The 25,503-nt window shown below is 42.8% G+C and carries 23 protein-coding genes and 1 riboswitch; of the genes, 7 read left to right on the top strand and 16 right to left on the bottom strand.

The genetic code is table 11. The features are described 5' to 3' along the window. The first annotated feature begins 29 nt into the window (after positions 1-29). A riboswitch (THF riboswitch) is annotated at positions 30-120 on the top strand. 51 nt (positions 121-171) lie between these two features. Beyond that, entirely contained in the window at positions 172-738 is a 567-nt protein-coding gene (locus ACVR1I_RS05630; protein ID WP_447443053.1) for a folate family ECF transporter S component, read from the top strand. 41 nt (positions 739-779) lie between these two features. On the opposite strand, the gene ACVR1I_RS05625 is transcribed toward ACVR1I_RS05630, so the two are convergent. From ACVR1I_RS05625 to vicR, 6 genes are all read right to left on the bottom strand, one after another. Continuing rightward, on the bottom strand, positions 780-1,826 hold the full coding sequence (locus ACVR1I_RS05625) for a D-alanine--D-alanine ligase (protein ID WP_447443052.1): 1,047 nt from the start codon (positions 1,824-1,826) through the stop codon (positions 780-782). A 123-nt stretch (positions 1,827-1,949) separates the two neighbouring features. Beyond that, entirely contained in the window at positions 1,950-2,546 is a 597-nt protein-coding gene (gene recR / locus ACVR1I_RS05620; protein ID WP_447443051.1) for a recombination mediator RecR, read from the bottom strand. An 11-nt stretch (positions 2,547-2,557) separates the two neighbouring features. Next, the gene (gene pbp2b, locus ACVR1I_RS05615) at positions 2,558-4,636 is read right to left on the bottom strand and encodes a penicillin-binding protein PBP2B (protein WP_447443050.1); all 2,079 of its coding nucleotides are present in this window, start codon (positions 4,634-4,636) and stop codon (positions 2,558-2,560) included. A gap of 185 nt (positions 4,637-4,821) precedes the next feature. Next, entirely contained in the window at positions 4,822-5,625 is an 804-nt protein-coding gene (gene walJ, locus ACVR1I_RS05610; protein WP_447443049.1) for an exodeoxyribonuclease WalJ, read from the bottom strand. Positions 5,626-5,631: 6 nt separating this feature from the next. After that, positions 5,632-6,981 carry a cell wall metabolism sensor histidine kinase VicK gene (gene vicK / locus ACVR1I_RS05605; RefSeq protein ID WP_447443048.1) on the bottom strand — a complete coding sequence of 450 codons (1,350 nt, stop codon included), beginning with the start codon at positions 6,979-6,981 and terminating at the stop codon, positions 5,632-5,634. Further along, positions 6,974-7,678, bottom strand: coding sequence for a cell wall metabolism response regulator VicR (vicR, locus tag ACVR1I_RS05600; protein ID WP_447443047.1), 705 nt, complete (start codon positions 7,676-7,678; stop codon positions 6,974-6,976). The genes vicK and vicR overlap by 8 nt, the downstream gene beginning before the upstream one ends. A 224-nt stretch (positions 7,679-7,902) precedes the next feature. Between vicR and ACVR1I_RS05595 the strand changes: the two genes are divergently transcribed. The 3 genes from ACVR1I_RS05595 to ACVR1I_RS05585 all read left to right on the top strand — a co-directional run bounded on the left by ACVR1I_RS05595 (position 7,903) and on the right by ACVR1I_RS05585 (position 11,060). Continuing rightward, a complete protein-coding gene (locus ACVR1I_RS05595; protein WP_447443046.1) occupies positions 7,903-8,739 on the top strand; it encodes a hypothetical protein in 837 nt (278 codons plus the stop codon). Positions 8,740-8,762: 23 nt separating this feature from the next. Continuing rightward, on the top strand, positions 8,763-10,034 hold the full coding sequence (locus ACVR1I_RS05590) for a toxic anion resistance protein (RefSeq protein ID WP_447443045.1): 1,272 nt from the start codon (positions 8,763-8,765) through the stop codon (positions 10,032-10,034). Between the two features lie 66 nt (positions 10,035-10,100). Continuing rightward, entirely contained in the window at positions 10,101-11,060 is a 960-nt protein-coding gene (locus ACVR1I_RS05585) for an asparaginase (RefSeq protein ID WP_447443044.1), read from the top strand. A 47-nt stretch (positions 11,061-11,107) separates the two neighbouring features. Here the strand turns inward: ACVR1I_RS05585 and thrS are convergent, their stop codons facing one another. From thrS to ccpA, 5 genes are all read right to left on the bottom strand, one after another. Next, positions 11,108-13,054: a threonine--tRNA ligase gene (gene thrS / locus ACVR1I_RS05580; protein WP_447443043.1), complete on the bottom strand. Its 1,947-nt coding sequence runs from the start codon at positions 13,052-13,054 to the stop codon at positions 11,108-11,110. A 375-nt stretch (positions 13,055-13,429) separates the two neighbouring features. Beyond that, positions 13,430-13,804 (bottom strand): hypothetical protein, encoded by a 375-nt coding sequence (locus ACVR1I_RS05575; RefSeq protein ID WP_447443042.1) that lies wholly within the window; start codon positions 13,802-13,804, stop codon positions 13,430-13,432. Positions 13,805-13,863: 59 nt separating this feature from the next. Beyond that, positions 13,864-15,210 (bottom strand): glycosyltransferase family 4 protein, encoded by a 1,347-nt coding sequence (locus ACVR1I_RS05570; RefSeq protein ID WP_447443041.1) that lies wholly within the window; start codon positions 15,208-15,210, stop codon positions 13,864-13,866. Positions 15,211-15,222: 12 nt separating this feature from the next. Next, positions 15,223-16,257, bottom strand: a complete 1,035-nt coding sequence (locus tag ACVR1I_RS05565) for a glycosyltransferase family 4 protein (RefSeq protein WP_447443040.1) — start codon at positions 16,255-16,257, stop codon at positions 15,223-15,225. A gap of 95 nt (positions 16,258-16,352) precedes the next feature. After that, entirely contained in the window at positions 16,353-17,354 is a 1,002-nt protein-coding gene (gene ccpA, locus ACVR1I_RS05560; protein ID WP_447443257.1) for a catabolite control protein A, read from the bottom strand. 263 nt (positions 17,355-17,617) lie between these two features. Here ccpA and ACVR1I_RS05555 point away from each other — a divergent pair, with 263 nt between their 5' ends. After that, positions 17,618-18,703, top strand: a complete 1,086-nt coding sequence (locus ACVR1I_RS05555; RefSeq protein WP_447443039.1) for a M24 family metallopeptidase — start codon at positions 17,618-17,620, stop codon at positions 18,701-18,703. Positions 18,704-18,727: 24 nt separating this feature from the next. Here ACVR1I_RS05555 and ACVR1I_RS05550 read toward each other — a convergent pair whose 3' ends face one another. Continuing rightward, complete coding sequence (locus ACVR1I_RS05550; protein WP_447443038.1) at positions 18,728-18,964, bottom strand: GlsB/YeaQ/YmgE family stress response membrane protein; 237 nt, start codon at positions 18,962-18,964, stop codon at positions 18,728-18,730. Between the two features lie 60 nt (positions 18,965-19,024). Beyond that, on the bottom strand, positions 19,025-20,167 hold the full coding sequence (gene tgt, locus ACVR1I_RS05545; protein WP_447443037.1) for a tRNA guanosine(34) transglycosylase Tgt: 1,143 nt from the start codon (positions 20,165-20,167) through the stop codon (positions 19,025-19,027). 153 nt (positions 20,168-20,320) lie between these two features. Between tgt and ACVR1I_RS05540 the strand changes: the two genes are divergently transcribed. Continuing rightward, complete coding sequence (locus ACVR1I_RS05540) at positions 20,321-21,205, top strand: DUF975 family protein (protein ID WP_447443036.1); 885 nt, start codon at positions 20,321-20,323, stop codon at positions 21,203-21,205. Between the two features lie 23 nt (positions 21,206-21,228). Here ACVR1I_RS05540 and ACVR1I_RS05535 read toward each other — a convergent pair whose 3' ends face one another. Beyond that, positions 21,229-21,666 carry a CoA-binding protein gene (locus ACVR1I_RS05535; protein WP_447443035.1) on the bottom strand — a complete coding sequence of 146 codons (438 nt, stop codon included), beginning with the start codon at positions 21,664-21,666 and terminating at the stop codon, positions 21,229-21,231. An 84-nt stretch (positions 21,667-21,750) separates the two neighbouring features. Here ACVR1I_RS05535 and ACVR1I_RS05530 point away from each other — a divergent pair, with 84 nt between their 5' ends. Then, positions 21,751-22,149 carry a DUF6568 family protein gene (locus ACVR1I_RS05530; RefSeq protein WP_447443034.1) on the top strand — a complete coding sequence of 133 codons (399 nt, stop codon included), beginning with the start codon at positions 21,751-21,753 and terminating at the stop codon, positions 22,147-22,149. Positions 22,150-22,329: 180 nt separating this feature from the next. Here the strand turns inward: ACVR1I_RS05530 and polA are convergent, their stop codons facing one another. Further along, complete coding sequence (gene polA, locus ACVR1I_RS05525) at positions 22,330-24,963, bottom strand: DNA polymerase I (protein WP_447443033.1); 2,634 nt, start codon at positions 24,961-24,963, stop codon at positions 22,330-22,332. Positions 24,964-25,008: 45 nt separating this feature from the next. Then, a complete protein-coding gene (locus ACVR1I_RS05520) occupies positions 25,009-25,497 on the bottom strand; it encodes a phosphatase PAP2 family protein (protein WP_447443032.1) in 489 nt (162 codons plus the stop codon). Positions 25,498-25,503 lie beyond the last annotated feature (6 nt).

Below are 25,503 nucleotides of genomic sequence, written 5' to 3'. Positions count from 1 at the left end.
ATACAATGGAAAAGTAGATTTTCTTCTACAACAGAGTAAGTGATTCGCGTTAAGTGTGTGTGAATGGGATGTCGTCACACAACGAAGCCTTGTGCGCGGTGAATCATTGCATCCGCTGTTTTTCAAGGAAACTTGAACCAACAGCTCCAAATTCTTTTTAAGGAGCCTTTTATGAAAAAATTTTTTTCTACCCCTAAAATGACCACCCAGCGTTTGGTCACGGTTGCCATGTTAATTGGTTTAGCATTTATCATTGATAAATTCAAGCTGACCATTATTCCAAATCAGTTGGTCGTTAGTTTTGGATTTATCGTAAACGCGATTATGGGATCGATTACTGGTCCTTTATACGCCTTTTTGATTGGCGCTGTTGAAGATGTGGTAACCATGTTATTATCTTCAAACGCTGCGAATTTCATCCCACTTTGGACCGTGATGGATGCCTTCATCTCTGGTCTCTATGGCTTGTTTTTCTACGGAAAAGAAATTTCCTATAACAAGAAAAAAGACTGGGTTTACGTTTCCATTACAGTCAGCATCATCACGATTCTAGGGTCACTGATTTTGACACCGCTCTTGATTCAAATCTACTTTAAAACACCATTTGTTGCCCAGTACATTGCTGGACGTTGGATTAAAATATTTGAAATCCCAGTCCGTATCTTTGTCTTGATGGCCATTCTTCCGCAATTGCAACGCATTCCTGAATTGCGTAAACTGATGGGACTAAAAAAATAAAAAAGAAAACTAGAGTAACATCCCACTCTAGTTTTTTTATATTACATTAGATGACTTTCTCGTTGCTCAAACATCTCTTTGGCCAGCTTCACCAATTCTTCAATTAAATCAGGATAAGCCAAGCCCATGTTTTCCCACAAGAGTGGATACATAGACCACTGGGTAAAACCTGGCATCGTATTCAGCTCATTTAAATAAAGATTGCCATCTTCTGTCAAGAAGAAATCACAGCGTGACAAACCACAGCCTCCCAATGCTCGAAAAGCTTTTGCTGCATAGTCGCGCATGGAAATCATCGTCTCTGGATCAATCTTGGCAGGAATGTCCATGGTGATTTTGTTGTCAATGTATTTGGCCTTGTAATCATAGAAATCTACATCTTTGACAACTTCACCTGCTTCTGTGGTTCGCACATCGTGATTGCCCAAGAGACCGACTTCTATCTCACGAGCCACAACCCCTTGCTCAATTAAGATACGACTGTCGTATTGCAAGGCTAAGATGATGGCTGTACGCAGACTAGCTTCATCTGTCGCTTTTGAAATTCCCACAGATGATCCCATATTGGCCGGTTTGACAAAGACTGGGAAACGCAATTTTTCCATGGTCTCTGCAATCGCCACTTCCAAATCAGATCCCTCGATATAGACAGTAAAATCCACTTGAGGCACACCAGCAGAAGCTAGCACATGCTTGGTTGTAATCTTATCCATGGCCACGCTCGAAGACAAAATATTGGTTCCAACATAGGGCATTTTTAAAACTTCAAGAAAACCTTGGATCGAACCATCTTCTCCCATTGGGCCGTGAAGAACTGGGAAAACGACTGCTCCTTCTTCATAAATCGCACTCGGCTGGATTTTTTGAGCAGCCATCACTGTCTCATTGGTCATCAATTTTTCATCTGTTGCAGGCGTAGTTGTAAATTCCTGAGTTTTAATAAAGTCACCTGCCTGTGTAATAAAATAGGTCTTTACGGCAAATCGTTCATAATTGATGGCCCGCATGATACTTTCTGCAGACAAGACAGATACTTCACGCTCTGCGGAACGCCCACCATATAGAAGAATTAAGATTTGTTTTGACATATTTTCTCTTTCCTAGTTTTTCTTTCTACTTACTTGCTTAATCATATCATAATTTATGGGAAGATTCAAAGCTCAATTATGAAAAATGATAACCAGACAGGGATTTCCTATCTGGTTATTGGTCTATAATTCTGTTCGGTTTTGAATGGCCCGAAGTAGCGTTACTTCATCAGCGTATTCAATGTCTGCACCAACGGCCAAGCCCCTAGCGAGACGAGTAACTTTGATCCCTGCTGGTTTTAGGACGCGAGAGATATACATGGAAGTTGCCTCCCCATCTGCGGTTGCATTGGTCGCTACAATCACTTCTTCCACCTCGCTGTCCATTAAACGGGTGATGAGGGTCTTCAAATTGATGTCATCTGGTCCCACTCCATTCATCGGAGAAATAAGGCCATGTAAGACATGATAGAGACCGTGGTATTCTTGAATGTTTTCCATCGCTGATACATCGCGGCTATCTTCGACCACCAAAACAGTCTGTTTATCCCGGGTCTCATCTTGACAAATGCCACACGGATCTTGGTCTGTCAAATTGCCACAAATGCTACAATAAGACAGTTCCCGTTTGGCTGACAACAAATTTTTGGCAAATTCATTGACCACTTCATCTTCCATACCAATGGTATAAAAAGCTAGTCGAGTAGCTGTTTTTACCCCAATTCCGGGTAATTTGGAGTAGGATTCAATAAGTTTTGCAATGGGTGTTGGGTAAAGCAATAGGTATCTCCTTAATTCATAGGATAGAGGGAATGGTAAAGGTTGATAATTTCGGTCGTAATGGTTTTACTAGTCGAAGACTGCAAATCCGTCAAATTCGGCAAAACGACTGCTACTGCCACTTGAGGATTCTGACTTGGTGCATAAGCAACAATATTGGTATTAACAGCATTTAAGACTTGACCAGAATTCGTAGTTACGAAGGTTTCCGCCGTACCTGTCTTTGCACTAATTGGGACACTGGCTCCGTAGGAAATCGCTGTCCCTGTTGTAAGGCCAGTCCCGCCATTAACCACTCGATAAAAACCTTCTTGGAGCAGTGACGCTTGTTCAGCAGAAATGCCAACTTGATTCATGGTTTTTCCAGTTACGGCTTGGATCTGATTGCCAAGTGTACCGTCTTCTTTGTTATCATAGATCCCCTCTACCAAATGAGGAGAGACACGGGTACCACCATTGGCAACAGTCGCAGCATACTGAGCCATTTGCATTGGGGTATAGTTATCAAATTGCCCAAATGAATTGGTCAGGTAATTCGAGATTGAAAATTCTTTGGGAATGAATCCAGTTGATTCGCTCGGAAGGTCAATACCTGTTGCAACACCCAGACCAAATTCTCCAAAGGTAGCACGCAGTTTTTCCATAGAGGTGCTCAGCTGCTCTGTTTCACTTAGAAGCATATTAGGGGTGTAAGGTTGACCCAACATGCTGAGTGCCGTTTGTACCATATAAGTATTGGAAGAATACTGAAGAGCCTCTACGGCACTGATTTGACGATTGCCAAATGCAGTAAACCAAGATGTGATAGGAACTGATCCTGCAAACTGAATCGGCTGATCGACCAAGACTTGGTTTCCAGTTAAGACACCTGTTTCCCAGCCAGCAGCAATGGTGGCGCCTTTGACAATCGATCCTGGAACAAAAACGTCGGTAATCGTTCCAAGGGCATTTTCAGTGACGTCATATGTTCCTTTTTCATGCTTATAGCCCGCCATTGCCAGAACAGCCCCTGTTTTCGGGTTTAAAACTACTGCATACAGACCGTCTGAATACAGGGCACTCCCCGTAGCTAGTTCACGTTCAAAATGGCGTTTTAAAATCGCATTGACCTGATTTTGAAAGGCTAAATCAATGGTTAACTTGATGTTGTTTCCTTTTTTACCTTCTTGAATCGTTTCAATTTGCTCGACACGACCATTTCGGTCTAAGTGAATGTCCTTAATTTCATGCTGACCTTGAAGGAATTCTTCGTATTGTTTTTCTAAGTAGGCTGTCCCTACCCGATCATTTAAAGAATAACCTTTTTTCAAATAATCAGCAGCATCTTCTCTTGGCAATCCAGCCTGCTCTGTCGTAACTGTTCCAATAATGGAAGCAAGTGATGTTGGCAAAACAGTTCGTTTCCAGTTACTGGTGGTGGAAATGCCTGGCAACTCTTTCTCACTGGCTGCAATAATCGCAATCTGTTCAGCAGATAAGGGTTCTGTTACCAACCGTACCGTCTCAAAATAGCCTGCACCGTTCATCTGGGTGAACAAATTGATGATTTTCAGCTCCTCTTCTGAGTAGCGTAATTGTTCCTCTGTTAGACTGGCTGTCGCATTTCCATAAAGGACAGATTCCGTAAAGAGATTCCCATCCTTATCATAGCGTTTTTCCCGAGGCAAATTCTTTACAACTTCTGCATAAACACTTGGATCAGCTAGGTAGTAATCTGCTTTTGATCGTTGGGTCAATTTACTGCTATCACCGACTTGAACATAAGGACTTAATTTTTGAGCGACTTGCCTCATCTCCAAAGCCGTTGCAGTATTGGAACGTGTAAATGCTACGACTTGTTCCACTTTGTTTTCAACCAAAGGAACTCCCTTTGCATCGTAAATTTGCCCACGGACAGAGCCGTTTTTGATGGTTTTTTGACTAGCTTTGGCTAGCTTGTTGGTATAAAATTCACGGTCAATAATTTGCATAAAAGCGAGTCTTGCAATCAAGATTGAAAACAAGAAGAGTACAATGGAAAACAAAATATTGAGCCGTCTTGGAATCATATTGTCTTCTCTTCCAACACGGGAATGGACTTTCTTTGCCACTTCTGAACCTCATTCTAGAAAATTTCTTATCCATTATACCATACAATGACCAATTTCTAAGTAAGCAAAATCAAAATAGTCTGGTGAATCCCATCTGCTCCCCTATAAAATGAATGCTTAACTTTGACTTTACTGATGGAAAACAAACAATAAGATGTCGTTCAATGAACGACATCTTATTGTTCTTAAATTCTCGTCAAGCTGGTCGCTGTATCAGGCGAGGTATCATATACTTGAAAATCAACGCCAACTCCTAGTCCTGCTTTAGCCAGTTCGTTGACCATGGTCATATGTGCCAATTCCTTAATATTGTTTTCTTTGGACAGATGACCAACATAAATTTTCTTTGTCCGATTGCCCATGGAACGAATCATGGCATTCGCCCCATCTTCATTGCAAAGATGGCCCTTGTCTGATAAAATCCGTTGCTTCAAATTCCAAGAATAGGAACCGGAACGCAAAATCTCAATATCATGATTGGATTCAATCAAGTAAGCGTCAGCATTTTCGACAATCCCTGCCAAGCGATCACTGACATAGCCTGTGTCCGTTAAGAGCACAAAGCTTTTATCGTCTTTCATAAAACGGTAGAATTGTGGATCCGCTGCGTCATGACTGACACCAAAAGACTCAATATCCAAGTCCCCAAAGGTCAGCATTTTCCCACGCTCAAAAATATGTTTTTGCTCGACAGCAAGAGCCCCCAACTTATGTTCCATGGCCTGCCAAGTTGCTTGGTTGGCATAGACATCCAAATTGTACTTGCGAGCCAATACTCCGACGCCGTGGATATGATCACTGTGCTCATGAGTCACAAAAATTGCATCCAAGTCTTCTGGTTTGCGGCCAATTTCTGCTAAGAGACTGGTGATTTTTTTTCCAGATAAACCGGCATCCACCAATAATTTTTTCTTCCCTGATTCCAAGTAAAAAGAATTTCCACTAGAACCAGAGGCCAATATGCTGTATTGAAATCCTATGTCTGTCATACTCTCCTATTCTTCCTCTAATCCTTCATCCCAGTCTTCTACGGCCACATCTTTCACGTATGGCAACACAATGGTAAAGGTAGAGCCATGTCCGTACTCACTCTTAGCCCAGATAAAGCCCTTGTGCTGCTTCACGATTTCTTTTGCAATGGCTAAGCCAAGACCTGTCCCCCCCTGTGCTCTGGACCTGGCCTTATCCACTCGGTAAAAACGGTCAAAAATTTTCGGTAGGTCTTGTTTTGGAATACCTAGTCCTTCATCTGAGATTGAAACAATTAACTGGGTTTCTGTTGTTTTCATGCTAAAGGTAATTTTTCCACCATCTGGTGAATATTTGATCGCATTGTTTAAGATATTGTCCAAAACCTGGGTCATTTTATCTGTATCGATTTCAACCCACACTGGGATAATTTTGTAGTCACGAATGATACTGTATTCTTTGTTGCTTTCTTGACTCTTCATCTGGTCAAAACGGTTTAAGATAAAGGTGACAAAAGCTGTAAAATTCATCAATTCCACATTCATGGTTTTAACCTGATTGTCAATCCGAGATAAGCTCAACAAATCGGTAATCATCCGCATCATACGGTTGGTCTCATCCAGAGAAACCTTTACAAAGCTTGGGGCAACAGACTCTGTCAAGGCTCCTTCATCCAAAGCTTCCAAGTAAGATTTGACAGAAGTCAAAGGTGTCCGCAATTCATGACTGACATTGGAAACAAAGAGGCGGCGTTCCCGTTCTTCCTTAGCCTGTTCTGTCATATCATGTAAAACGGCTACTAAACCAGATATGAGACCACTCTCACTGCGAATGGTCGCAAATTTTAGCCGGAGGTGAAGGTATTCTCCATTCTCATTCATATGGTCAATCATAACTTCTGGGGTTTGCGCCAACAATTCTCTAAAGGTGTAGTCAGCTGTCATATCTAGCAATTCCAACATGTTGGCATGGTGTGCAGCTTTTTCGGTAACCCCTAGCTGGGCCTGAGCCATGTCATTGATCATGATGATACGCCCCATCCGATCCGTCGCAATTACCCCATCACTCATGTAAGATAGGATAGAAGAGAGACGGACCTTTTCTTGTTCCAGGTGGTCGTGCGTCAAGCGGATAACCTCAGATAAATCATTCAAAGAATTGGTCATATCTGTGATTTCAGGACTCCCTCGCATATCCAAAACATCAGAATAATCCCCTGCAATCAATTCCTTCACTTTCTGATTTAAAATCTTAATTTGCTTGCTATCCCGATGGTTTTCGATCAGCATAAAACTAAGAGCAACCACAAAACCAATTAAAATAAGGATAAACCAAAATTCTGTTGTTGTCAGTAAATAACGTAGATGGTTAATCATTTCCTTTTATAAAATACCCTACACCCCGTCTGGTCAAAATATACTCTGGCCGACTAGGTGTATCTTCTATCTTTTCACGTAAGCGACGAACGGTGACATCGACTGTTCGCACATCCCCAAAGTAATCATATCCCCACACCGTCTCCAAGAGATGGTCCCGGGTCATGACTTGTCCCAAATGATTGGCCAAGTGGTGCAAGAGTTCAAACTCCCGATGGGTCAAATCCAGCTCTTTGCCATGTTTTTTGGCGACAAAAGCATCTGGTAAAATCACCAAATCACGGATCACAATTTCTGTTCCACTAGGAACTTCCATGTCGACCTGGCTTTCTGATAGCTCACTACGACGTAACAAGGCCTTAACACGCGCCTGCAATTCCCGATTTGAAAAGGGTTTGGTCACGTAGTCATCCGCTCCAATTTCAAGACCAATAACCTTATCAAACTCACTGTCTTTAGCAGATAGCATCAGAATTGGAACGTTGCTGGTTTTACGAATATTACGAGCTACTTCTAAGCCATCAATTTCTGGTAACATCCAATCCAATATCACAATATCTGGCATCTCAGCCTCAAAAACAGCCAAGGCTTCACGGCCATCAAAAGCTGTTACAACCTCATAACCTTCTCGCGTCATATTAAATTTGATAATATCCGAGATCGGTTTTTCATCATCCACAATTAAAATTTTCTTCATCTGGTTTCACCTTTAGTTTATTTAGGGATATTATACCAAAGTTCCGTTTTTTTTTCAGTTTTCAAACATAGCTTGAACCTTCTTAGTCGCTTTTTTACTCCAAACAAAAGAACGAACCAACATTTCCAAAATTCCCTTATTTTTTCCTATCAGTAAAAACTTGTTTAAAGAGCTTTTTCAGTGTATAATTTTGGTAAACAAACTTACCAGAAAGGGGCTCTTACATGCCAGATTTCTTTGCTCTCTTGTTGGGGTTTGCTGTATTGTCTATCCCTGTCTCGGGGATTCTATTTCTAGTCAAACATACCCAGCAAAAAAAACTAAAACGCATCCAACTTCTATCGGTTAATCTCCAGTTAGGACTCGATTACGTTAGAAATTTAAAACAGAGCAATCAAGAGGGAGACTACCCGAAACTTTATCGGTCTTTGAATCAAGATGCCCAAGAACTCGATAGCCTAATTGAACGATATGGTAACAAACTAGCCCCAAAACAATACCAAGAAGCCATGCAAATGATTCACATCGTCTCTGCTCTTCAGCCAAAAAGCAATTTCTTAAGCGATGTCACAGACGGCGTCCTCAATCTAGTAGAAGAAATTTTTCCTGAGGCTGGACGGGTCACCACCAAACTTCGCCCCAAGGAAAACGCTGTTCAGACAGAACACATCTATGATGCAGCAGACAGCAAAAAGAGTCAAACGCTGGCTAAAATGCGCTACATACAAGAAGTAGCTCCCGAGGTGTTAGAACTCTATTCTTCCCTTTCTAAAAGCAACCAACAGATCGTAGAGAAACTAGAAGCTTCTACCCTATCCAATAAGGGAGAGCTACTCGCCATTCATCAAGGAAACATGCGAAACCTCAACGATGTGTTAGATGGTTACATCAAAATAAAAATCGAACCCCATCACTATTTCCAAGCACAAGAGCGACTTGAAAAAGCCAAGGCTTCTCTGGAGAATGGCCACCAAGTGCTACAAGAAACCCTTCGACAAATCAACGAAAATGACATGATGAACTTTGAAATCAGTCTTCGCCTCTTACAAAATGAACACTAATCATAGGAACTAAGGAGTAAAAAATGACACAAGGCTTCAACTTTGACATCGATAAAATTGCAGCATCTGCTACAACAACTACTGATAAAACAACTGAATTGATTCAGCAAACCACTAGTGGCGAATCAACCAGTCTGTCTTTCTTTGAAAAATTAACGCCAGAACAAAAAGACGGAATCTCCTCCAAGGTCCCAGCCCTAGTTGATACCTTTATAGAAAACCAGAATGCCCTTCTGGATTTTGGTAAAGAAGCGGTTGATTCGGTCAACAAAACAGTCAACCACATTCTCCAAGAACAAAAGAACATCCAAATTCCCCAAGTGGACGAGATGCTCTTGAACACCAACCGCGAACTCCATGGTTTCGTGGCCAAATACAAGAACGTCAGTGGAACTGCAGAATTGGAGAAAAAGCCCAACTTCCTGCAAAAACTATTCGGCCAAAGCAAAGCATCACTTCAAGATTTCTATTTTGAAGCCCAAGGCATTGAAAAAAAGATGGATTTATTTGCTGGAAATGTGGCAAAAAACGAAGACACCTTGGCCCGCAATATTGTCTCAGCAGAATTGCTCATTGAAGAAAACACTAAATCCATTGAAAATCTAGTTGGGGTCATTGCCTTTGTCGAAGCCAGTGGCCAAGAAGCCAGCAAACGGGCAAGCCAGATTCAAACAGAATTGCTGCAACTGGATTCTACATCGGTTGATTACCAAGTAAAAAACGAAGAAATGATGCGTATCACAGAGGTCGTCAATACCTTAGAACAACAGCGAACTGAATACATCAGCCGCCTCTATGTCGCTTGGGCCACAACACCTCAAATGCGAAATTTGGTCAAGGTTTCCTCTGATATGAAACAAAAATTGGGCATGATTCGCCGCAATACCATTCCAACTATGAAATTGTCCATCGCCCAGCTCGGCATGCTCCAGCAATCTGTCCGAGCAGAATTGACGGCAGATGCCATTATCAACGCCAACAATGCAGCTCTCCAAATGCTAGCTGAAACCAGCAAGGAAGCCATCCCTCGTATGGAAGCAACCGCCCAGCGACCAACATTGGCTGTCGAAACAGTTACAAAATTAGCAGAAAGCTTAGTGGCACAAAACGAAGGAATTATAAAAGCCATCCACCACGGCCGCAGCCAACGTCAACAGTTGGAAACAGCCATTATCAAATCTGCCCAAACAATCAATGATTCGGTTATGTTGCGTGACAAACAAATTGTTGAAGCCCTGCTAGAAGAAGGCAAATCAGCCCAAGAGGAGTTAGAACAAACCACTCCAAATCCATAACTGTTTTTAGAAGCTAGAACAATTGTTCTAGCTTCCTTTCTTATTCAAGAAAAAAAGGAATCGTTCATGAAAAAGATCCTCGTTCTCCATACCGGTGGAACCATCTCTATGTCTGAAAATGACCAGGGACAAGTTTTACCAGAAAGCAGCCACCCCTTGATGAAACAGGTTTTTAAACCGGATAATATTACCATCACTGCCATCGAAATCTTCCATCTTCCAAGCCCTCACATGACACCAAAACACATGCTCCAACTCTATCAATTTATCCGTCAAGAAGCGGCTCATTTTGATGGAATCGTCATCACCCACGGAACCGATACCTTGGAAGAAACGGCCTACTTCTTAGACACCTTAACACTGCCAATTATTCCGATTGTGATTACAGGTGCCATGCGGTCTTCCAATGAACTCGGTAGTGATGGCATCTACAATTTCCTAACCGCTTTACGGGTTGCCGCAGAGTCAAAAAGTGCTGACAAGGGAGTCTTGGTCGTCATGAATGATGAAATCCATGCAGCCAAATACGTGACCAAGACCCATACCACCAATGTCTCCACCTTTCAAACCCCAACACATGGCCCAATCGGCTTGATTACAAAAAAGGATATTCTCTTTTTCCAACAGGCCGAAGCCCGTGTTCGATTTGACCTGCAAGACATCCAAGGTACGGTTCCCATTATCATGGCCTATGCTGGGATGGAAGATACCTTCCTCTCCATGATTGATCCCCATCAAATCTCAGGGCTGGTCATCGAAGCTATGGGGGCTGGTAATTTACCACCTCATACCTGTCCAGCCATCGAGCAGATTATCAAGGCTGGGATTCCTGTTGTCTTGGTCTCCCGTTGTTTCAATGGGATTGCAGAGCCCGTCTATGCTTATAAAGGCGGCGGTGTCCAACTCAAAGAGATGGGCGTGCTCTTTGTCAAAGAACTCAACGCCCAAAAAGCCCGGCTCAAACTTTTAATTGCCTTAAACGCAGGACTCACAGGCGATGCTTTAAAGGAATACATCGAAGGTTAAAAATAAGAGACTCAAAAAACCGAAGTTCTAGGGCTTCGGTTTTTTGTTTATTCAGCGTCTTCTGCTGGACGGGATTTACGATCGATATCGGCAAGGATAGTATCGATAAAGTTTTCCAGTGATTCTGTATGGGTCGCCTTGCTACCGTAGCGGCGGACGTTGACCGCACGGTCAGCCATTTCCTTGTCACCCACAATGAGCTGATAAGGAATCTTGCTGGTTTGCGAAGCACGAATCTTGTATTGCATTTTCTCATTCCGCTCATCGACCTCTGCACGAATACCACGGTCTTTGAGGGCTTTGGCCACTTCCCAAGCATAGTCCACATGGGCTTCATTAGAGATTGGGATAACCGTTACTTGTTGTGGTGCCAACCAGGTTGGGAAGGCGCCTTTATACGTTTCAATCAAAATAGCGGTGAAGCGTTCCATGGTCGAGATCACCCCACGGTGGATCATAACCGGACGGTGTTCTTCCCCATCTGCTCCGATATAGGTCAAGTCAAAGCGTTCTGGCAAGAGGAAGTCGAGCTGAATGGTTGAGAGGGTCTCTTCGTTCCCAAGAGCGGTCTTGACTTGGATATCCAGTTTAGGACCGTAGAAGGCTGCTTCGCCTTCTGCCTCGTAGTAGTCCACACCCATTTCATCAAGGGCAGCTTTCAGCATGCCTTGGGCATTTTCCCACATCTCATCGTTGTCGTAGTATTTTTCCTTGTCTTCTGGATCACGGTATGACAGACGGAAACGATAGTCGGTCAAGTTAAAGTCCGCATAGACATCGATGATCAGCTGGAGAGCGCGTTGGAATTCTTCCTGAATTTGCTCTGGAGCCACAAAGATGTGACCGTCGTTAAGAGTCATCTCACGCACGCGCTGCAATCCTGTCAAGGCACCTGACTTTTCATAGCGGTGCATCATGCCGAGCTCAGCGATACGGATTGGCAACTCACGATAAGAATGCACATGGTTCTTGTAGACTTGGATGTGGTGTGGGCAGTTCATTGGACGAAGCACAAACTCTTCCCCGTCTCCCATATCCATAGTCGGGAACATGTCTTCTTGGTAATGCTCCCAGTGACCAGAAGTCTTGTAAAGCTCAACTGAAGCAAGAGGTGGTGTGTAGACGTGTTGGTAACCTGACGCCAATTCTTTGTCCGTAATGTAGCGCTCCAAGGTACGACGGATGGTCGCACCATTTGGCAACCAGAACGGCAAGCCTTGACCTACTTCTTGAGAAATCATGAAGAGGTCCAACTCTTTACCCAGTTTGCGGTGGTCACGTTCTTTAGCCTCTTCACGCATTTGGATATAGGCCTTGAGGTCTTTTTTGTCAAACCAAGCTGTTCCGTAGACCCGTTGCATCATGGCATTGTCACTGTTCCCACGCCAGTAAGCACCTGCTACATTAAGCAGTTGGAAGACTTGGATACGACCAGTTGATGGCACGTGTGGGCCACGGCAAAGGTCCACAAACTCACCCTGGCGGTAAACGGTCAAGCCAGCACCAGCGTGCTCTTGGATCAACTCTAGTTTGTAAGGATCATCTGCAAAGAGCTCAAGGGCTTCTTCTTTGGTGATTTCTTCACGGATAGATGGATGGTTTTCCTTAACGATTTGACGCATCTCATCTTCGATTTTAGCCAAGTCTTCATTGGAAATTTGACCCGCTTCATTATCGGTATCGTAGTAGAAACCATTCTCAATAGCTGGACCAACCCCAAGGCGAAGATTTGGGAAATGGCGGCGGGCCGCTTGGGCAAACAAGTGAGCTGCCGAGTGACGCAAGATGTCCAAGGCATCTTCGTGGTCTGGGGTCACGATTTCAAGAGTACCATCTTCTTCAATAGCACGCGTCGTGTCAATCAAGTTACCGTTAAACTTACCAGCCAAGGCTTTTTTAGCTAGACCAGGGCTGATAGAGTGGGCAATGTCATAGGTTGTGCTGCCAGCTTCGTAGTCACGAATGGCACCATCTGGAAAAGTAATATGGATCATTTTCATGTTCTCCTTTTGTTGTCTATTGCTGTCAATATGAATATATTCTCTTGATAATCTTCGTTGTCCTCAAAGGTTGATTTTATTTCTGATAGTAGCTACTTCAAACTTAGAAACAACATACTAATTTAAAAACAAAAAACGACGCCCTCAAAAAGGACGTCGCAACGTGGTTCCACCTTCATTTACACAGGCTAAAAAATAGGCTGTGCCTCGAAATGGTTCTAAGGTGACCACCCTTTTATGTTTGCATAAAATCCTACCGAGGAGTACCAAATCAATCACTGGGTGCGACTTGCAGCAACCGCGCACTCTCTAAGACCAGCTTGTTCTTCATTTGACATGTCTCTGAGGATTAGTATAGCACACCCCCAACTATTTTTGCAAGTAGGTAAGACCTTTTTTTATTAAACTCCCTATCCCTACAAAAACTAGGGAAATCAGGATATAGGGTATCAGATAAGCTTCCGTACCAGATGCATTGTAAAAGAACGGGACATAGATAACATACGGTAACCAGGATAGGCCTATAAAAACAGGTAACTTCCATGAAAAACCATGCTTGATTCCAAAAACAAGAGACGATAGGGCAATGACAAGCGGGTTATATAGTAAAAGTGTATTGACCATCAAGCCCTTTGAAAAAAGCTGGTCAAATTCAAACAAACCAATACCGGCCAATAGATTGTAACCATCTGGAATCCAGTAAGTTAAGAAGGGAAAGAAAATATACCAAAAATACTTTTTCATCTTGTTCTCCTTTGTTTAAAAGAATAGTTCCAATTTTATATAAGTAACAAGGGATTGTTCTAGTCTAATCTGTCCTGAATAGAACGGATTTTACTCAAAGAAAATTTAAAAATCCGTTTGGTCTGTACCGTCGTTGTCACCCATATTTTCTTGGGTAAATGCTGCGCACTTTTAGCCACAACAATTGGGGCCTGGCTGGCTTTTTGAACAAGATAGGTTGGTAAACTTTCATCATAGAGGTAATCTTTGCTAAAATCGTGGGCAATTTTCAAGTCTAAATAGTACTCAAATACTCTTTTACCAAAGTTCTCTGCGGATATTTCATACAACTTCTTTTGCAGAGCTGCCTGCCCCATGTCTGGAGTGGTCAGGACTGCGTCGATAATCGCATCTGCCAAATCATACTCATGTTTGTAAAGTGTTCCAAACATCTTGTCGTTGATGACATTGTCCAAATAAGGATTGCTCTGGGCGATAAGTGGTGTTCCAGAAGCCAAGCTCTCCAAATAGGTCAACCCCTGCGTTTCACTGGTTGATGCAGAAATAAAGAAGTCCGCAGCCTTGTAATAAAAGGCTGTCTCCGAAGGTGGAATCATTCCTGTTAATATAACCGAATCCTTTAAACCGAGCTGGCTGACCAATTTCTCGATGGTTGGCAAATAAGGCCCACCACCAGCTACCACCAATTTAATCTTGGGATACTCCGCCAACACTTCTGGCATGGCTTTGACAATCGCCTGAATATTTTTTTCGTAGGAAATCCGAGACAGACTCAACAGCATGATTTCATCAGTCGCAATCCCTAATTTCTCCCTTAATTCTGCTATATCTTCCTCTTGAATTTCAGGCCGTTGAAATTTAGCCAATTCGATACCTGTCGGAATGACCCGCATATTTTTGGCGATACTGTAAGTTTGCAAGAGATTTTCTACAATTTCACTAGGACAAATAATCCCATCCACATCCTTACAAAAGACCCGCATAAAATATTTTACCATACTTGGCCGAATCAGCATGCCACGCGCAATGTAGCGAACATAATCCTCATAATGGGTATGATAGGTATGAACAACTGGAATGTTTAAGGCGTGGGCAATCTCGATCCCCAAAATCCCCAAGGAAAACTCTGTCTGTGTATGAATAATGTCCAATTTATAACGCTTGGAAATTTCTAGGGCATCTGAAAAACCAGCAAAGGCGACCCTCCGATCCTTAAAAGCGAAAAACGGAACTGAAGGCAAGCGAATAATGTCCCAATCATCATACCGATTAACATCCTTATCTGTTGTTGTAAAGATAAAAACGGTATGCCCCAATTTCTCTAACTCAGTTTTTAAGGTCCGAATAGAGGTTGCCACTCCTGATACCTGCGGAAAGTAGGTATCGGTAAATAAACCAATTCTCATCTCAATTTCCTTCTACTTCTCTTTTTGTGCAATCCGTTCATAAAATTCCTGCCACATTTCCAAGACATGTTCCCTTGAATAAAATGCATTTCCTCTCTGAGCCGCTTCGACTGCCTGGGCATAAACTTCAGGTTTCGTAGCTAAGGTTTCAATTTCGTTCACAAAACCAGCTACATCTTCTGCTCGATGATAAAAATCAAAGAGAATCGCTTCATAAATCTCCAAGTTTCTCAAAAGAATCGGTTTGTGAGCGCACATGGCTTCTAGAATAGACATGGGGAATAATTCTTCAAAAGAGGGAAGAATCATCACATCTGCTAAATTGTAAATAGCATTCATCTTTTCACGTTCTACAATTCCCAGAAAGGTAACATTAGCAGGAGGATTATCTACGACAGCTTTTAAGGCTTCATAGCCATCTGTTATCTTTCCAAAGGAAAAACCACCCGCCCAAACAAAACGATACTGGGGAAGTTGCTCTGCCATTTTCAAAAAATCAAAGACGCCTTTTCGGGTCTGAATTTGACCGACACCGACAATCAAAAAATCATCTTTTGAGAAGCCATATTGCTCTCGATTGGCTGCTTTTTCTTCTTCACTCATGGGATAAAAGGTTTCGCTAGAGACAAAATTGGGGATGTAGGTTACCTTTTCTTTTGGAACACCATAACGGGCCAACTCCCCAATAAAATAAGGATTTACGGTCACAAGATGGTCCATCTTTTTATAAAAAGCAATCATATAACGATAAAAAATTGCTTTGGCAAACCGTGGTAACTGCAAGCTCTGCTCCACCGTCTCTGGCAACATGTGGACATAACCAACCGATGTTCCCTTTCGCGTCAACCATGAATGGGTCAAAAAAAACTGCGGATCAATCGTATGGTAGTGGGTGATTTCAGCTGGTTGGTATTGGTTGATGACCACTTCAAAATCAGCTGACAGTCCTGTTTTTACCAAGTTGACCTGTTCTAGATAGGCCGATCCCACTCCTTGTCCAGCCACCTTTGTCGCACTGGACATCATATTGATTCGTTTCTTGCTCATGTTCTCTCTCATTTCAATCGTCTTTTTCTTATTTTATCATAAAGCAGACCGTTTCGGATTTCTGAACAAAAAAAGCTGCGGTCGCAGCTTTCGTTTTATTTGGTAGTTCCACGCTCTTTGATACCATGATTCAAAATCACTTCGCGGTTATCCAATTCTTCCTTGTGCATAATCTTGGTCAACATCCGCATGGCAATGGCACCAATATCATAAAGCGGTTGGCTGATGGAGGTCATATTTGGACGAGTGAATTTCGTTACCAAGGAGTCATCACTGGTGATCAACTGGAATTCTTCTGGAACCTTGATACCTTTATCTGCGATGCCATTTAAGAGACCTGCTGCAATTTCATCTTCTGCTACGTATGCTGCAGTTGCACCAGCATTCAACAAGCGTTCCGCAAGGGAATAGCCTTCTTCATACTTGTATTTGGCTTCAAAGACAAGGCCTTCACTAAAGTCTAATCCGTTGGCTTTCAAACCATCTTTGTAACCAGATAGACGGATTTTCCCATTGATGTCGTCAACAAGTGGTCCAGAAACAAAGGCTATTTTTTTGCTGTGTTTAGCTAACAACTGTACCGCATCGGCTGCCGCTTGAGCATAATCGATATTCACACTTGGCAATTGATGTTCCAAATCAACCGTACCCGCTAACACAATTGGAGTCCGTGAACGCGAAAATTCAGCCCGAATCTTATCCGTCAAGTGGTAACCCATAAAGACAATGCCGTCGACCTGTTTGGAGAAGAGGGTGTTAACCACATTGATTTCCTTGTCATCATTTTCATCGCTATTGGCTAAGACAATATTGTATTTGTACATATCTGCAATATCGTCGATTCCTTTTGCCAAGGTCGCAAAGTAAGCATTGGCAATATTTGGAATCACAACCCCAACTGTTGTTGTCTTTTTACTTGCCAAGCCACGCGCCACCGCATTTGGCCGGTAGTCCAAGCGTTCAATCACTTCCAAAACCTTTTTACGGGTATTTTCCTTCACATTCTTATTGCCGTTTACGACACGACTGACTGTCGCCATCGAAACCCCTGCTTCACGGGCCACATCATAAATGGTAACAGTATCGTCTGTATTCATCATAATTATTTTAATCCTTTCATTGTTTTTATGAAAATTACGTTTTCAATCTCTTTTTAGTGTATCACTTTTTGAAAACACTTTCAAGTAAAAAAGCGCTATTTTTCAACTTTTTTTATATTTTTTTGGATAAAAAATGAAAATCTTATTAAATATATTGATATAGTTCATTTTTTTGACAAAATTTGAACGATTATTATTTCCCACTTGCAATTTCTCTATTTTCGCATAGAATAGAATTAAACGTATTCGGAGGAAAACAAATGACCAAAATTTCACATATCCAACACTATTTACAAGACGAGAAGATAGATCTTGCTATTTTTTCAGATCCAATGACCATTGCTTATTTAACAGGATTTAACAGCGATCCCCATGAGCGCCACATGTTTTTGTTTGTCTTAGCAGACAATGAGCCTCTTCTCTTTTTGCCAGGACTGGATGTAGAGCGAGCTCGACTAGCTGTTGATTTCCCTGTTGTTGGCTACATGGATTCAGAAAATCCATGGAAATTGATTCAGGATCACCTGCCTCAGAAAACCTACCGCAAAATTGGGGCGGAATTTGACAATCTCAATCTGACACGTTACCACGGTTTGCAATCCATTTTCACCCAGTCCTTTGACGATTTGACCCCTCTAATCAATCGCATGAAATTGATTAAGTCCCGCGATGAAATCGACAAGATGATGATTGCTGGAGAATTTGCAGACAGGGCCATGAAAATTGGTTTTGACCATATTTCTCTAAAAACCACAGAGACCGACATCATCGCCCAAATTGAATTTGGTATGAAGCAACAGGGAATCTCAAAAATGAGTTTTGATACCATGGTCCTAACAGGAAACAATGCCGCCAATCCACACGGCATTCCGTCTACCAATCAAATCGAAAATAATGCCCTCCTTCTCTTTGACTTAGGTGTTGAAACCTTGGGCTATACCTCCGATATGACACGGACGGTAGCTGTTGGGCAACCTGACCAATTTAAACAAGATATTTACCACCTCTGTTTGGAAGCCCAGCTCACAGCACTGGATTTTATTAAGCCAGGTGTGACAGCTAGCGAAGTCGATGCTGCAGCTCGCAATGTCATTGAAAAAGCAGGATACGGTGAATACTTCAATCACCGCTTAGGCCACGGTCTAGGAATGAGCGTGCATGAATTCCCATCTATCATGGCAGGAAATGATTTGGTCATTGAAGAAGGAATGTGCTTCTCGGTTGAACCAGGCATTTACATTCCTGGCAAAGTCGGTGTCCGCATTGAAGACTGTGGCCATGTCACCAAAGATGGTTTTGAAATTTTCACCAAAACGCCAAAAGAATTGCTCTATTTCGAAGGATAAGAAAAAGCTGGTTACACCAGCTTTTTAATGTTTTTCAAAGAAATAAGAAACGACTGCAATAACAATAACCGCTCCTAAGATAGACGGTACAAGGGCCATATCTGCCAGACGAGGTCCCCGTTCTCCAAAGAGGGCATGTCCCACAGACGAGCCAATCAATCCCGCAAACATACGGGTAAAACACCCCATTTTATCGCTCTTTTTGGTAAGGCTTCCTGCTATCAAACCGATAAAGGAGCCAACTATTGCTGACCAAATCATATTTTTCTCCTTATTCTATTAATGGCAAATAACTTCCCTCACAACGATTTTCTCATCATTTTAGAAATTACGGTTAGAAGAATTGTAGCCGTAACGCTCTACAAAATCTTCTCTAAATTCCAAGAGGTTGTCGTCCATGATTGCTTGACGAACCTGTTTCATCAAATTGATGAGGAAATAAAGATTGTGGTAACTTGTCAAACGGATACCAAAGGTTTCATCGGCCTTGAGCAAATGACGGATGTAGGCTCTGGTGTAATTGGTACACGTATAGCAATCACAGTTGTGGTCTAGTGGCGTAAAGTCTTCTTCGTACTTGGCGTTTTTGACCACCAAACGTCCTTCTGAAGTCATACAGGTTCCGTTTCGTGCGATACGGGTTGGAAGGACACAGTCAAACATGTCCACCCCACGAATGACCCCATCAATCAAGCTATCTGGTGCTCCTACCCCCATCAGGTAACGGGGCTTGTTTTCAGGCAACAGCTGGGTCGTAAAATCCAGCACCGCATTCATCTCTTCGTGGGTTTCCCCAACGGCTAAACCTCCGATGGAGTAACCAGGAAAATCCATACTAACCAAATCTTGGGCAGATTGTCGGCGCAAGTCTTCAAAACCAGCCCCTTGGACAATTCCAAAGAGTCCTTGGTCATGTGGGCGACGGTGAGCTTTGAGCCCTCGCTCTGCCCAGCGACTAGTCCGCTCAATTGATTTTTTTACATAGTCGTAGGGCTGGTAAAACTGGGGACATTCATCAAAACTCATCATGATGTCTGAACCCAAATTGTTCTGGATAGAGATGGCTTTTTCAGGCGAGAGGAACATTTTTGAACCATTGAGGTGGTTTTTAAAGGTTACCCCTTCTTCTGTAATGTTGCGGCTATCTGCTAAGGAATAGACTTGAAAACCACCGCTATCTGTTAAGATGGGTTGGTCCCAGTTCATAAACTTGTGTAAGCCGCCTGCGCGTGCAATCAGCTCATCTCCAGGTCGCAACCACAGATGGTAGGTATTGGATAGGATAATCCCTGACCCCATTTGCTTGAGTTCTTCTGGGGACTGGGTTTTGACGGTTGCTTGTGTACCAACTGGCATAAACATTGGAGTTGGAAAGGTCCCGTGTGGGGTGATAATTTCTCCCAAACGGGCTCCAGTGTGTTTTTCTTTTTTGATCAAACGATATTGAATCGGTGATGTCATCATTTTTTCCTCGCTTTCAAGAGTACAGTCTTGGGCGTTTTTCAACCTTACTATTTTACCAAAAAAAGGGGAATTTGTCATCTGATGGTCTTTCTTAGACTGCTCCGCATTTTTCAAAAGAGATATTTTGTGCTACACTATCTGAAGGAGGATTCTATGTTTTCACTTAGTCAGATTCGTGCCAAGGCACGTCAAACCATTCTTACCAATCCTGGCATGCTTTTTGTAGCCATTATTCCAGTTGCCTTAACTATTTTTGTAACGCTCTTTCAATCTGCTATGCAAAATCCAACAGCTATCACGGCCATGTTGAACGATGAGGAAGCCTTGCTTCGCTACGGGGGATCTTATCTTAGTTTTCAATTCTTTTTCCAGGTGCTGATTGGCTTTATGTCCCTGTCTCTCTTGATGAGTCTCTTTCAATTTATCCAAGGAAAACAAGACAGAGTTGGCGCTAAAAGTAGTTTAGAACTCTTCTCCTCACAGCATTTTGGAAAAATCTTTCGGACAGTTTTACTGAAACAAGTTTATCTTCTGCTTTGGGCAAGTCTGATGATTTTTGGTTTGGTATTATTTTACAGCGGATTGTTTATGGCTATCGCTTTTGTCTCTGAGACGGGAGGCGTAGCGGCAACAATACCTGAGGATATCGCGCTCACTATTGTCCTGCTTTTCTTTTTCGGTCTGATTCTTATCATTGGTGGTCTAGCTCTCTATTTCCCAAATTATTATGCCTATTCACAAGTTGAATTGTTATTGTTTGATCAGTTAGAAAATGGACAGTACGCTGGCGCCAATGCCATCATCAAAGAAAGCCGTTATATGATGAGAGGCTATAAGGGACAACGATTTGCGCTTGATTTAACCTTCCTCGGTTGGTTTCTCCTCTCTAATTTCACCTTTGGTATGGCAGGGATTTATGTCATTCCTTATTACACCGCAGCCCAAATCCATTTCTATAAAGATATAAAGGTCTTTGTAGAAGCTGAAAAGGAAGCTTACTTGCAATTTTTGAAAAACCAAGATCCCCCACAAACATAAGAAAAACTAGTTGAGAATCTCAACTAGTTTTTTTCAATCATTTCTGCGTGTTCAATCTTGATGCATTTGTTCATGACAATGTCATTGCGACCTGCTGCACGTAAAATCTCTTCTGCTTCTTGACTTTCCAGACCTAGTTGGGCCCAAAAAATACCGGCATCGGTTTCAATCATGTCGCGCGCTACATCTGCTAGAAATTCACTGCGTCTGAAGACATCCACAATGTCTACATGAACAGGTACTTCTTGCAGAGAGGCATATACCTTCTCCCCTAAAATCTTCTGCCCAGCTAATTTTGGATTGACTGGAATAATGGCATATCCAGCCTCCTGCATGTAGCGAGATACACGAAAGGCAGCTGTTTCTTCTCGATTGGACAAACCGACTACCGCAATGGTTTTTGCCGTCTGCAACATTTCATAAATGCGCTCTTGACTTGGATTTTGAAATGAATAGGTCATGGAATTCCTCCTCTTTTTCTTTACTATACCATATTTCCCTTTCTTTTCCAATCCTTTTTCCGAATAACAGAGTAGGAGGTTATTATGAAACGTATCATCTTGTTGTTGACACTTTGTCTGGCTCTTGTTGCACCACTTTCTTTCATACAGGCTGATAGCAGCTGGAGCTTAGAAGACATCACACTAGAGGAGGTCAAAGCTAAAATTAAGGCCAAAGAAGAACTCTATCTCTTCATTGGTCGCCCCGAACATGTTCACACACAGCTTGGAATCGAAAGATTAGCTGACGCTCCAAAACCGGTTTACTATCTAAATACTAAGGGAATTGATGCAGTCGCCTACAAAAAGTTTGCCCGCAAGTACAACATCAGAACGGCTGCCTATCTCGGGCACTTCAAAAATAGAAGGCAAGTCCAACACATTCCAAATGTCGGCATGGTAGACCAAGCAGATCTGGAAGGCTTTTTCGCTGCCTACCCCTGAGATTGCTTATTCCAACTAACTTCTTCCTTTTCAAAAACAGCTGGACCTTGTCCAGCTGTTTTCTTGTCCAATAGAAAACACCGACTCAAACGAATCGGTGTTTTCAAGGAGGTTATGAAAAAGAATAAGATTAGTATACAGGCCTTACCTTAAAAAATCCTAAACTCTTTCACAACAAATTTATTTGGCTTCATACCAGGTTTGGCCACTGCTTTCTTCAGCCAGAAGAGGGACTGATAAGTCTATGGCAGCTTCCATAATGTCCTTGACCAAGACTTGGACAGTTTCCAATTCTTCATTTGGCACTTCCAAGACAATCTCATCGTGCACTTGCAACAACATGCGCGCTTGCAAATTCTTTTCTGTTAAGGCACGGTCCAGATTGATCATCGCGACTTTTAGAATATCAGCAGCAGAACCCTGGATCGGTGAGTTAATGGCTGTTCGCTCGGCAAAGTTCCGAACATTGAAATTGCGAGAATTGATATCTGGCAACTCTCTGCGGCGGCGGTAAATAGTCTCCACATACCCCTTGTCCTTGGCTTCACGCACCACTTCTTCCATATAGTTCTTGATACCAGGAAAGCGTTCAAAATAGGTATCGATATACTGTTTGGCTGCCTTTCGGGTAATGCCCAAATTATTAGACAGGCCAAAATCCGAAATCCCATAAACAACTCCAAAGTTCACGGCCTTGGCATTGCGGCGATCATTCGGGGTCACATCCTCTGCCTTTTCAATCCCAAAGACCCGCATGGCTGTTGCCGTGTGAATGTCTTCCCCTTTTTCAAAGGCCGCAATCAAATGCTCATCCTGTGAAATATGGGCCAACACCCGGAGCTCGATTTGGGAGTAATCCGATGCCACAAAGGAGGCATTTCCCAAAGACGGAACAAAAGCCTTGCGAATCAGGCGTCCCTGCTCCAAACGTACTGGAATATTTTGCAGGTTGGGATCCGTACTGGAGAGGCGGCCAGTTTGTGTCAAGTCTTGCACATAGCGGGTATGGATTTTTCCATCTGCCATAATCGCATCCTGTAGACCGATGACATAGGTTGACTGCAGTTTACTGATTTGGCGGTATTCCAAAATTTTTGACACAATCGGGGCAATCGGAGCCAACCGTTCCAAGACGTCAACTGCCGTTGAATACCCCGTCTTGGTTTTTTTCGTGTATTCCAGTGGCAAGCCCATGTCTTCAAAGAGAATGGTTCCTAATTGTTTGGGAGAATTGATATTGAATTCCTGACCGGCCAAGGCATAGATTTCCTTCGTCAAATCTGCCAATAAGGCTTCGTTTTCAACTTCCATTTCCTTAAGGGTGCTGGCTTCTACTTGGATTCCTGCAATTTCCATCTTGGCCAACACATGAGCCAGCGGCAATTCCATCTCAAACAAGAGATCCAGTTGCTGGTGCTCAGCTAATTGTTCCAACATAGGAGACTTGGTCTCCAGTAGGACTTGAATCTTCCGTGCCAAATGCTCAAACAAAATCTTTTCTTCAGGCAGAGCTAATTTTGCGCCCTTACCGTATACCAATTCATCGGCCGGCAAATTGGTTTTCCCAAAGAGGTGGGCAATGGTAGCCAATTCATTGTCTTCAACGGTCGATAGGAGGTACTTAGCCAAACGGGCATCAAAGCTGGCTGGTAACAAGTCAATCCCTAAGCGAGAAAGGAGCACTTTGCTGCGTTTGATGTCATAAGTCTGAATCGGGTTGTTCTCTAGAAAATCTTTCAAAAGTGGATCTTCCAATAGTCTTGGGTTCGCAACATAGATGGTTCCTGGACGGCCCCAAGCAAAACCAACCATCTCTTCCTTATGGTAATTGTCTCCCAGAATTTCAAAATAAAAGAAATCATCTGCTTGAAGCATGTTATCACTAATCTGGGTCACCACTTGAAATTCAATGTTTGATGGGGCTTCTTCTGCCACCTGTCCCAATTGGGCCCGCAACTGCTTGAAGCCCATTTCATCATAAAATTGACCCAGCTTGACTACATCAGGTCCAGCATATGTTACATCGTCTAAGCCAATTTCGATGGGAGAATTGGTATTGATGGTTGCTAGTGTACGGGATAAGAAGGCTTGTTCCTGGTCATTGATCAGATTTTCCTTCATCTTGGAAGCCTTCATATTATCCAAGTTGTCATAAATCCCTTCTAAACTGCCGTATTCTGCCAGCAATTTGAGACCTGTTTTTTCCCCAATTTTGGTCACTCCTGGAATATTGTCTGACTTGTCTCCCATAAGGGCTTTGAGGTCAATAAATTGGGTTGGGGTGATGCCCATTTTTTCCATCAAATAATCTGGGGTGAAGGCTTCGAATTCAGCCACACCTTTTTTGGAGATTTCAACAACCGTATTTTCATCGGTCAACTGAATCAAATCCTTGTCACCGCTGACAATCACAACATCATAGGGCACTTCCGTTGTTTCGGCCATCTTGTCTAAGGTACCGATAATATCATCCGCCTCATACTGGGCCAACTGGTAGTGCTTAATCCCCATGGCATCCAACATTTCCCGAATAAAGGGCAATTGCTCCCGAAATTCATCGGGTGTTTTGGCACGACCGGCCTTGTAATCCGCAAACAAGTCTGTCCGAAAGGTTGTTTTCCCTGCATCAAAGGCAATTAACACATGAGTCGGTTGTACCCGTTCCAACAAGTGGCTCAGCATGAGCTGAAAACCATAAATGGCATTGGTATGTAGACCACTCGGGCTCTTGAAACGATCAATCTGGTTATAAAGTGCAAAGAAAGCACGAAAGGCAACGGAAGACCCGTCAATCAGTAATAATTTGTTTTTCATAGTTCTATTATAGCACATCCCTTTCTAGGAGCTGACCGTAAGAGGTTACAAAAAAAAGAGCAGGCCCGCAACCACCGCAATGGAAAAACCAGCTGCCACATCGCTGGGATAATGGACACCACCTAAGACACGACAAACGGCCAGGAGAGCGGATAGGGCGAGAAAGAAAAGGCCAACTGATGTATGGAGGCTGAGAAAGCACATGGCAATCATGGTTGCAGAAAAGACATGACGACTAGGCATCGATTGGCCTTTTTTTTCTTTTTTCAAAAAAGGCTCAATCTGCCAAGTTTCATAAGGACGGGGCTTGTTTCGAATTTTTCGCATGGCGGTTACCAGTCCAAAAAAGAGAGCTGGTATCACCATGTATTTCCACAGTATTCCTGATTGACTCCAAGCTAGGTATACCAATAAGGCAGGATAGAGAGCATACATGGCTTTTGTAATCAAGGAGTTGGCTAGTTGCACAGCTTTCTCCCCTTTTTTGGTCAACTGTTTTCTACGACCATCAAATACCAGCTTGTAATCCTTCATTCCTCT

It is taken from the genome of Streptococcus cameli, from assembly GCF_053207365.1.
The sequence above is the reverse complement of the archived record's forward strand: the minus strand, read 5'-3'. Positions and strand labels throughout refer to the sequence as shown.

Excerpts from the sequence above, each read along its gene's own strand:
- thrS (WP_447443043.1), bottom strand. The coding sequence starts at position 13,054 with ATGATCCATATTACTTTTCCAGATGGTGCCATTCGTGACTACGAAGCT.
- ccpA (WP_447443257.1), bottom strand. The coding sequence starts at position 17,354 with ATGAATACAGACGATACTGTTACCATTTATGATGTGGCCCGTGAAGCA.
- ACVR1I_RS05550 (WP_447443038.1), bottom strand. The coding sequence starts at position 18,964 with ATGATTTGGTCAGCAATAGTTGGCTCCTTTATCGGTTTGATAGCAGGA.
- ACVR1I_RS05630 (WP_447443053.1), top strand. The coding sequence starts at position 172 with ATGAAAAAATTTTTTTCTACCCCTAAAATGACCACCCAGCGTTTGGTC.
- ACVR1I_RS05540 (WP_447443036.1), top strand. The coding sequence starts at position 20,321 with ATGTTTTCACTTAGTCAGATTCGTGCCAAGGCACGTCAAACCATTCTT.
- ACVR1I_RS05585 (WP_447443044.1), top strand. The coding sequence starts at position 10,101 with ATGAAAAAGATCCTCGTTCTCCATACCGGTGGAACCATCTCTATGTCT.
- walJ (WP_447443049.1), bottom strand. The coding sequence starts at position 5,625 with ATGACAGACATAGGATTTCAATACAGCATATTGGCCTCTGGTTCTAGT.
- ACVR1I_RS05530 (WP_447443034.1), top strand. The coding sequence starts at position 21,751 with ATGAAACGTATCATCTTGTTGTTGACACTTTGTCTGGCTCTTGTTGCA.
- polA (WP_447443033.1), bottom strand. The coding sequence starts at position 24,963 with ATGAAAAACAAATTATTACTGATTGACGGGTCTTCCGTTGCCTTTCGT.
- ACVR1I_RS05535 (WP_447443035.1), bottom strand. The coding sequence starts at position 21,666 with ATGACCTATTCATTTCAAAATCCAAGTCAAGAGCGCATTTATGAAATG.
- ACVR1I_RS05575 (WP_447443042.1), bottom strand. The coding sequence starts at position 13,804 with ATGAAAAAGTATTTTTGGTATATTTTCTTTCCCTTCTTAACTTACTGG.
- ACVR1I_RS05625 (WP_447443052.1), bottom strand. The coding sequence starts at position 1,826 with ATGTCAAAACAAATCTTAATTCTTCTATATGGTGGGCGTTCCGCAGAG.
- ACVR1I_RS05570 (WP_447443041.1), bottom strand. The coding sequence starts at position 15,210 with ATGAGAATTGGTTTATTTACCGATACCTACTTTCCGCAGGTATCAGGA.
- vicK (WP_447443048.1), bottom strand. The coding sequence starts at position 6,981 with ATGATTAACCATCTACGTTATTTACTGACAACAACAGAATTTTGGTTT.
- ACVR1I_RS05590 (WP_447443045.1), top strand. The coding sequence starts at position 8,763 with ATGACACAAGGCTTCAACTTTGACATCGATAAAATTGCAGCATCTGCT.
- ACVR1I_RS05555 (WP_447443039.1), top strand. The coding sequence starts at position 17,618 with ATGACCAAAATTTCACATATCCAACACTATTTACAAGACGAGAAGATA.
- tgt (WP_447443037.1), bottom strand. The coding sequence starts at position 20,167 with ATGATGACATCACCGATTCAATATCGTTTGATCAAAAAAGAAAAACAC.
- ACVR1I_RS05565 (WP_447443040.1), bottom strand. The coding sequence starts at position 16,257 with ATGAGCAAGAAACGAATCAATATGATGTCCAGTGCGACAAAGGTGGCT.
- vicR (WP_447443047.1), bottom strand. The coding sequence starts at position 7,678 with ATGAAGAAAATTTTAATTGTGGATGATGAAAAACCGATCTCGGATATT.
- ACVR1I_RS05520 (WP_447443032.1), bottom strand. The coding sequence starts at position 25,497 with ATGAAGGATTACAAGCTGGTATTTGATGGTCGTAGAAAACAGTTGACC.
- ACVR1I_RS05595 (WP_447443046.1), top strand. The coding sequence starts at position 7,903 with ATGCCAGATTTCTTTGCTCTCTTGTTGGGGTTTGCTGTATTGTCTATC.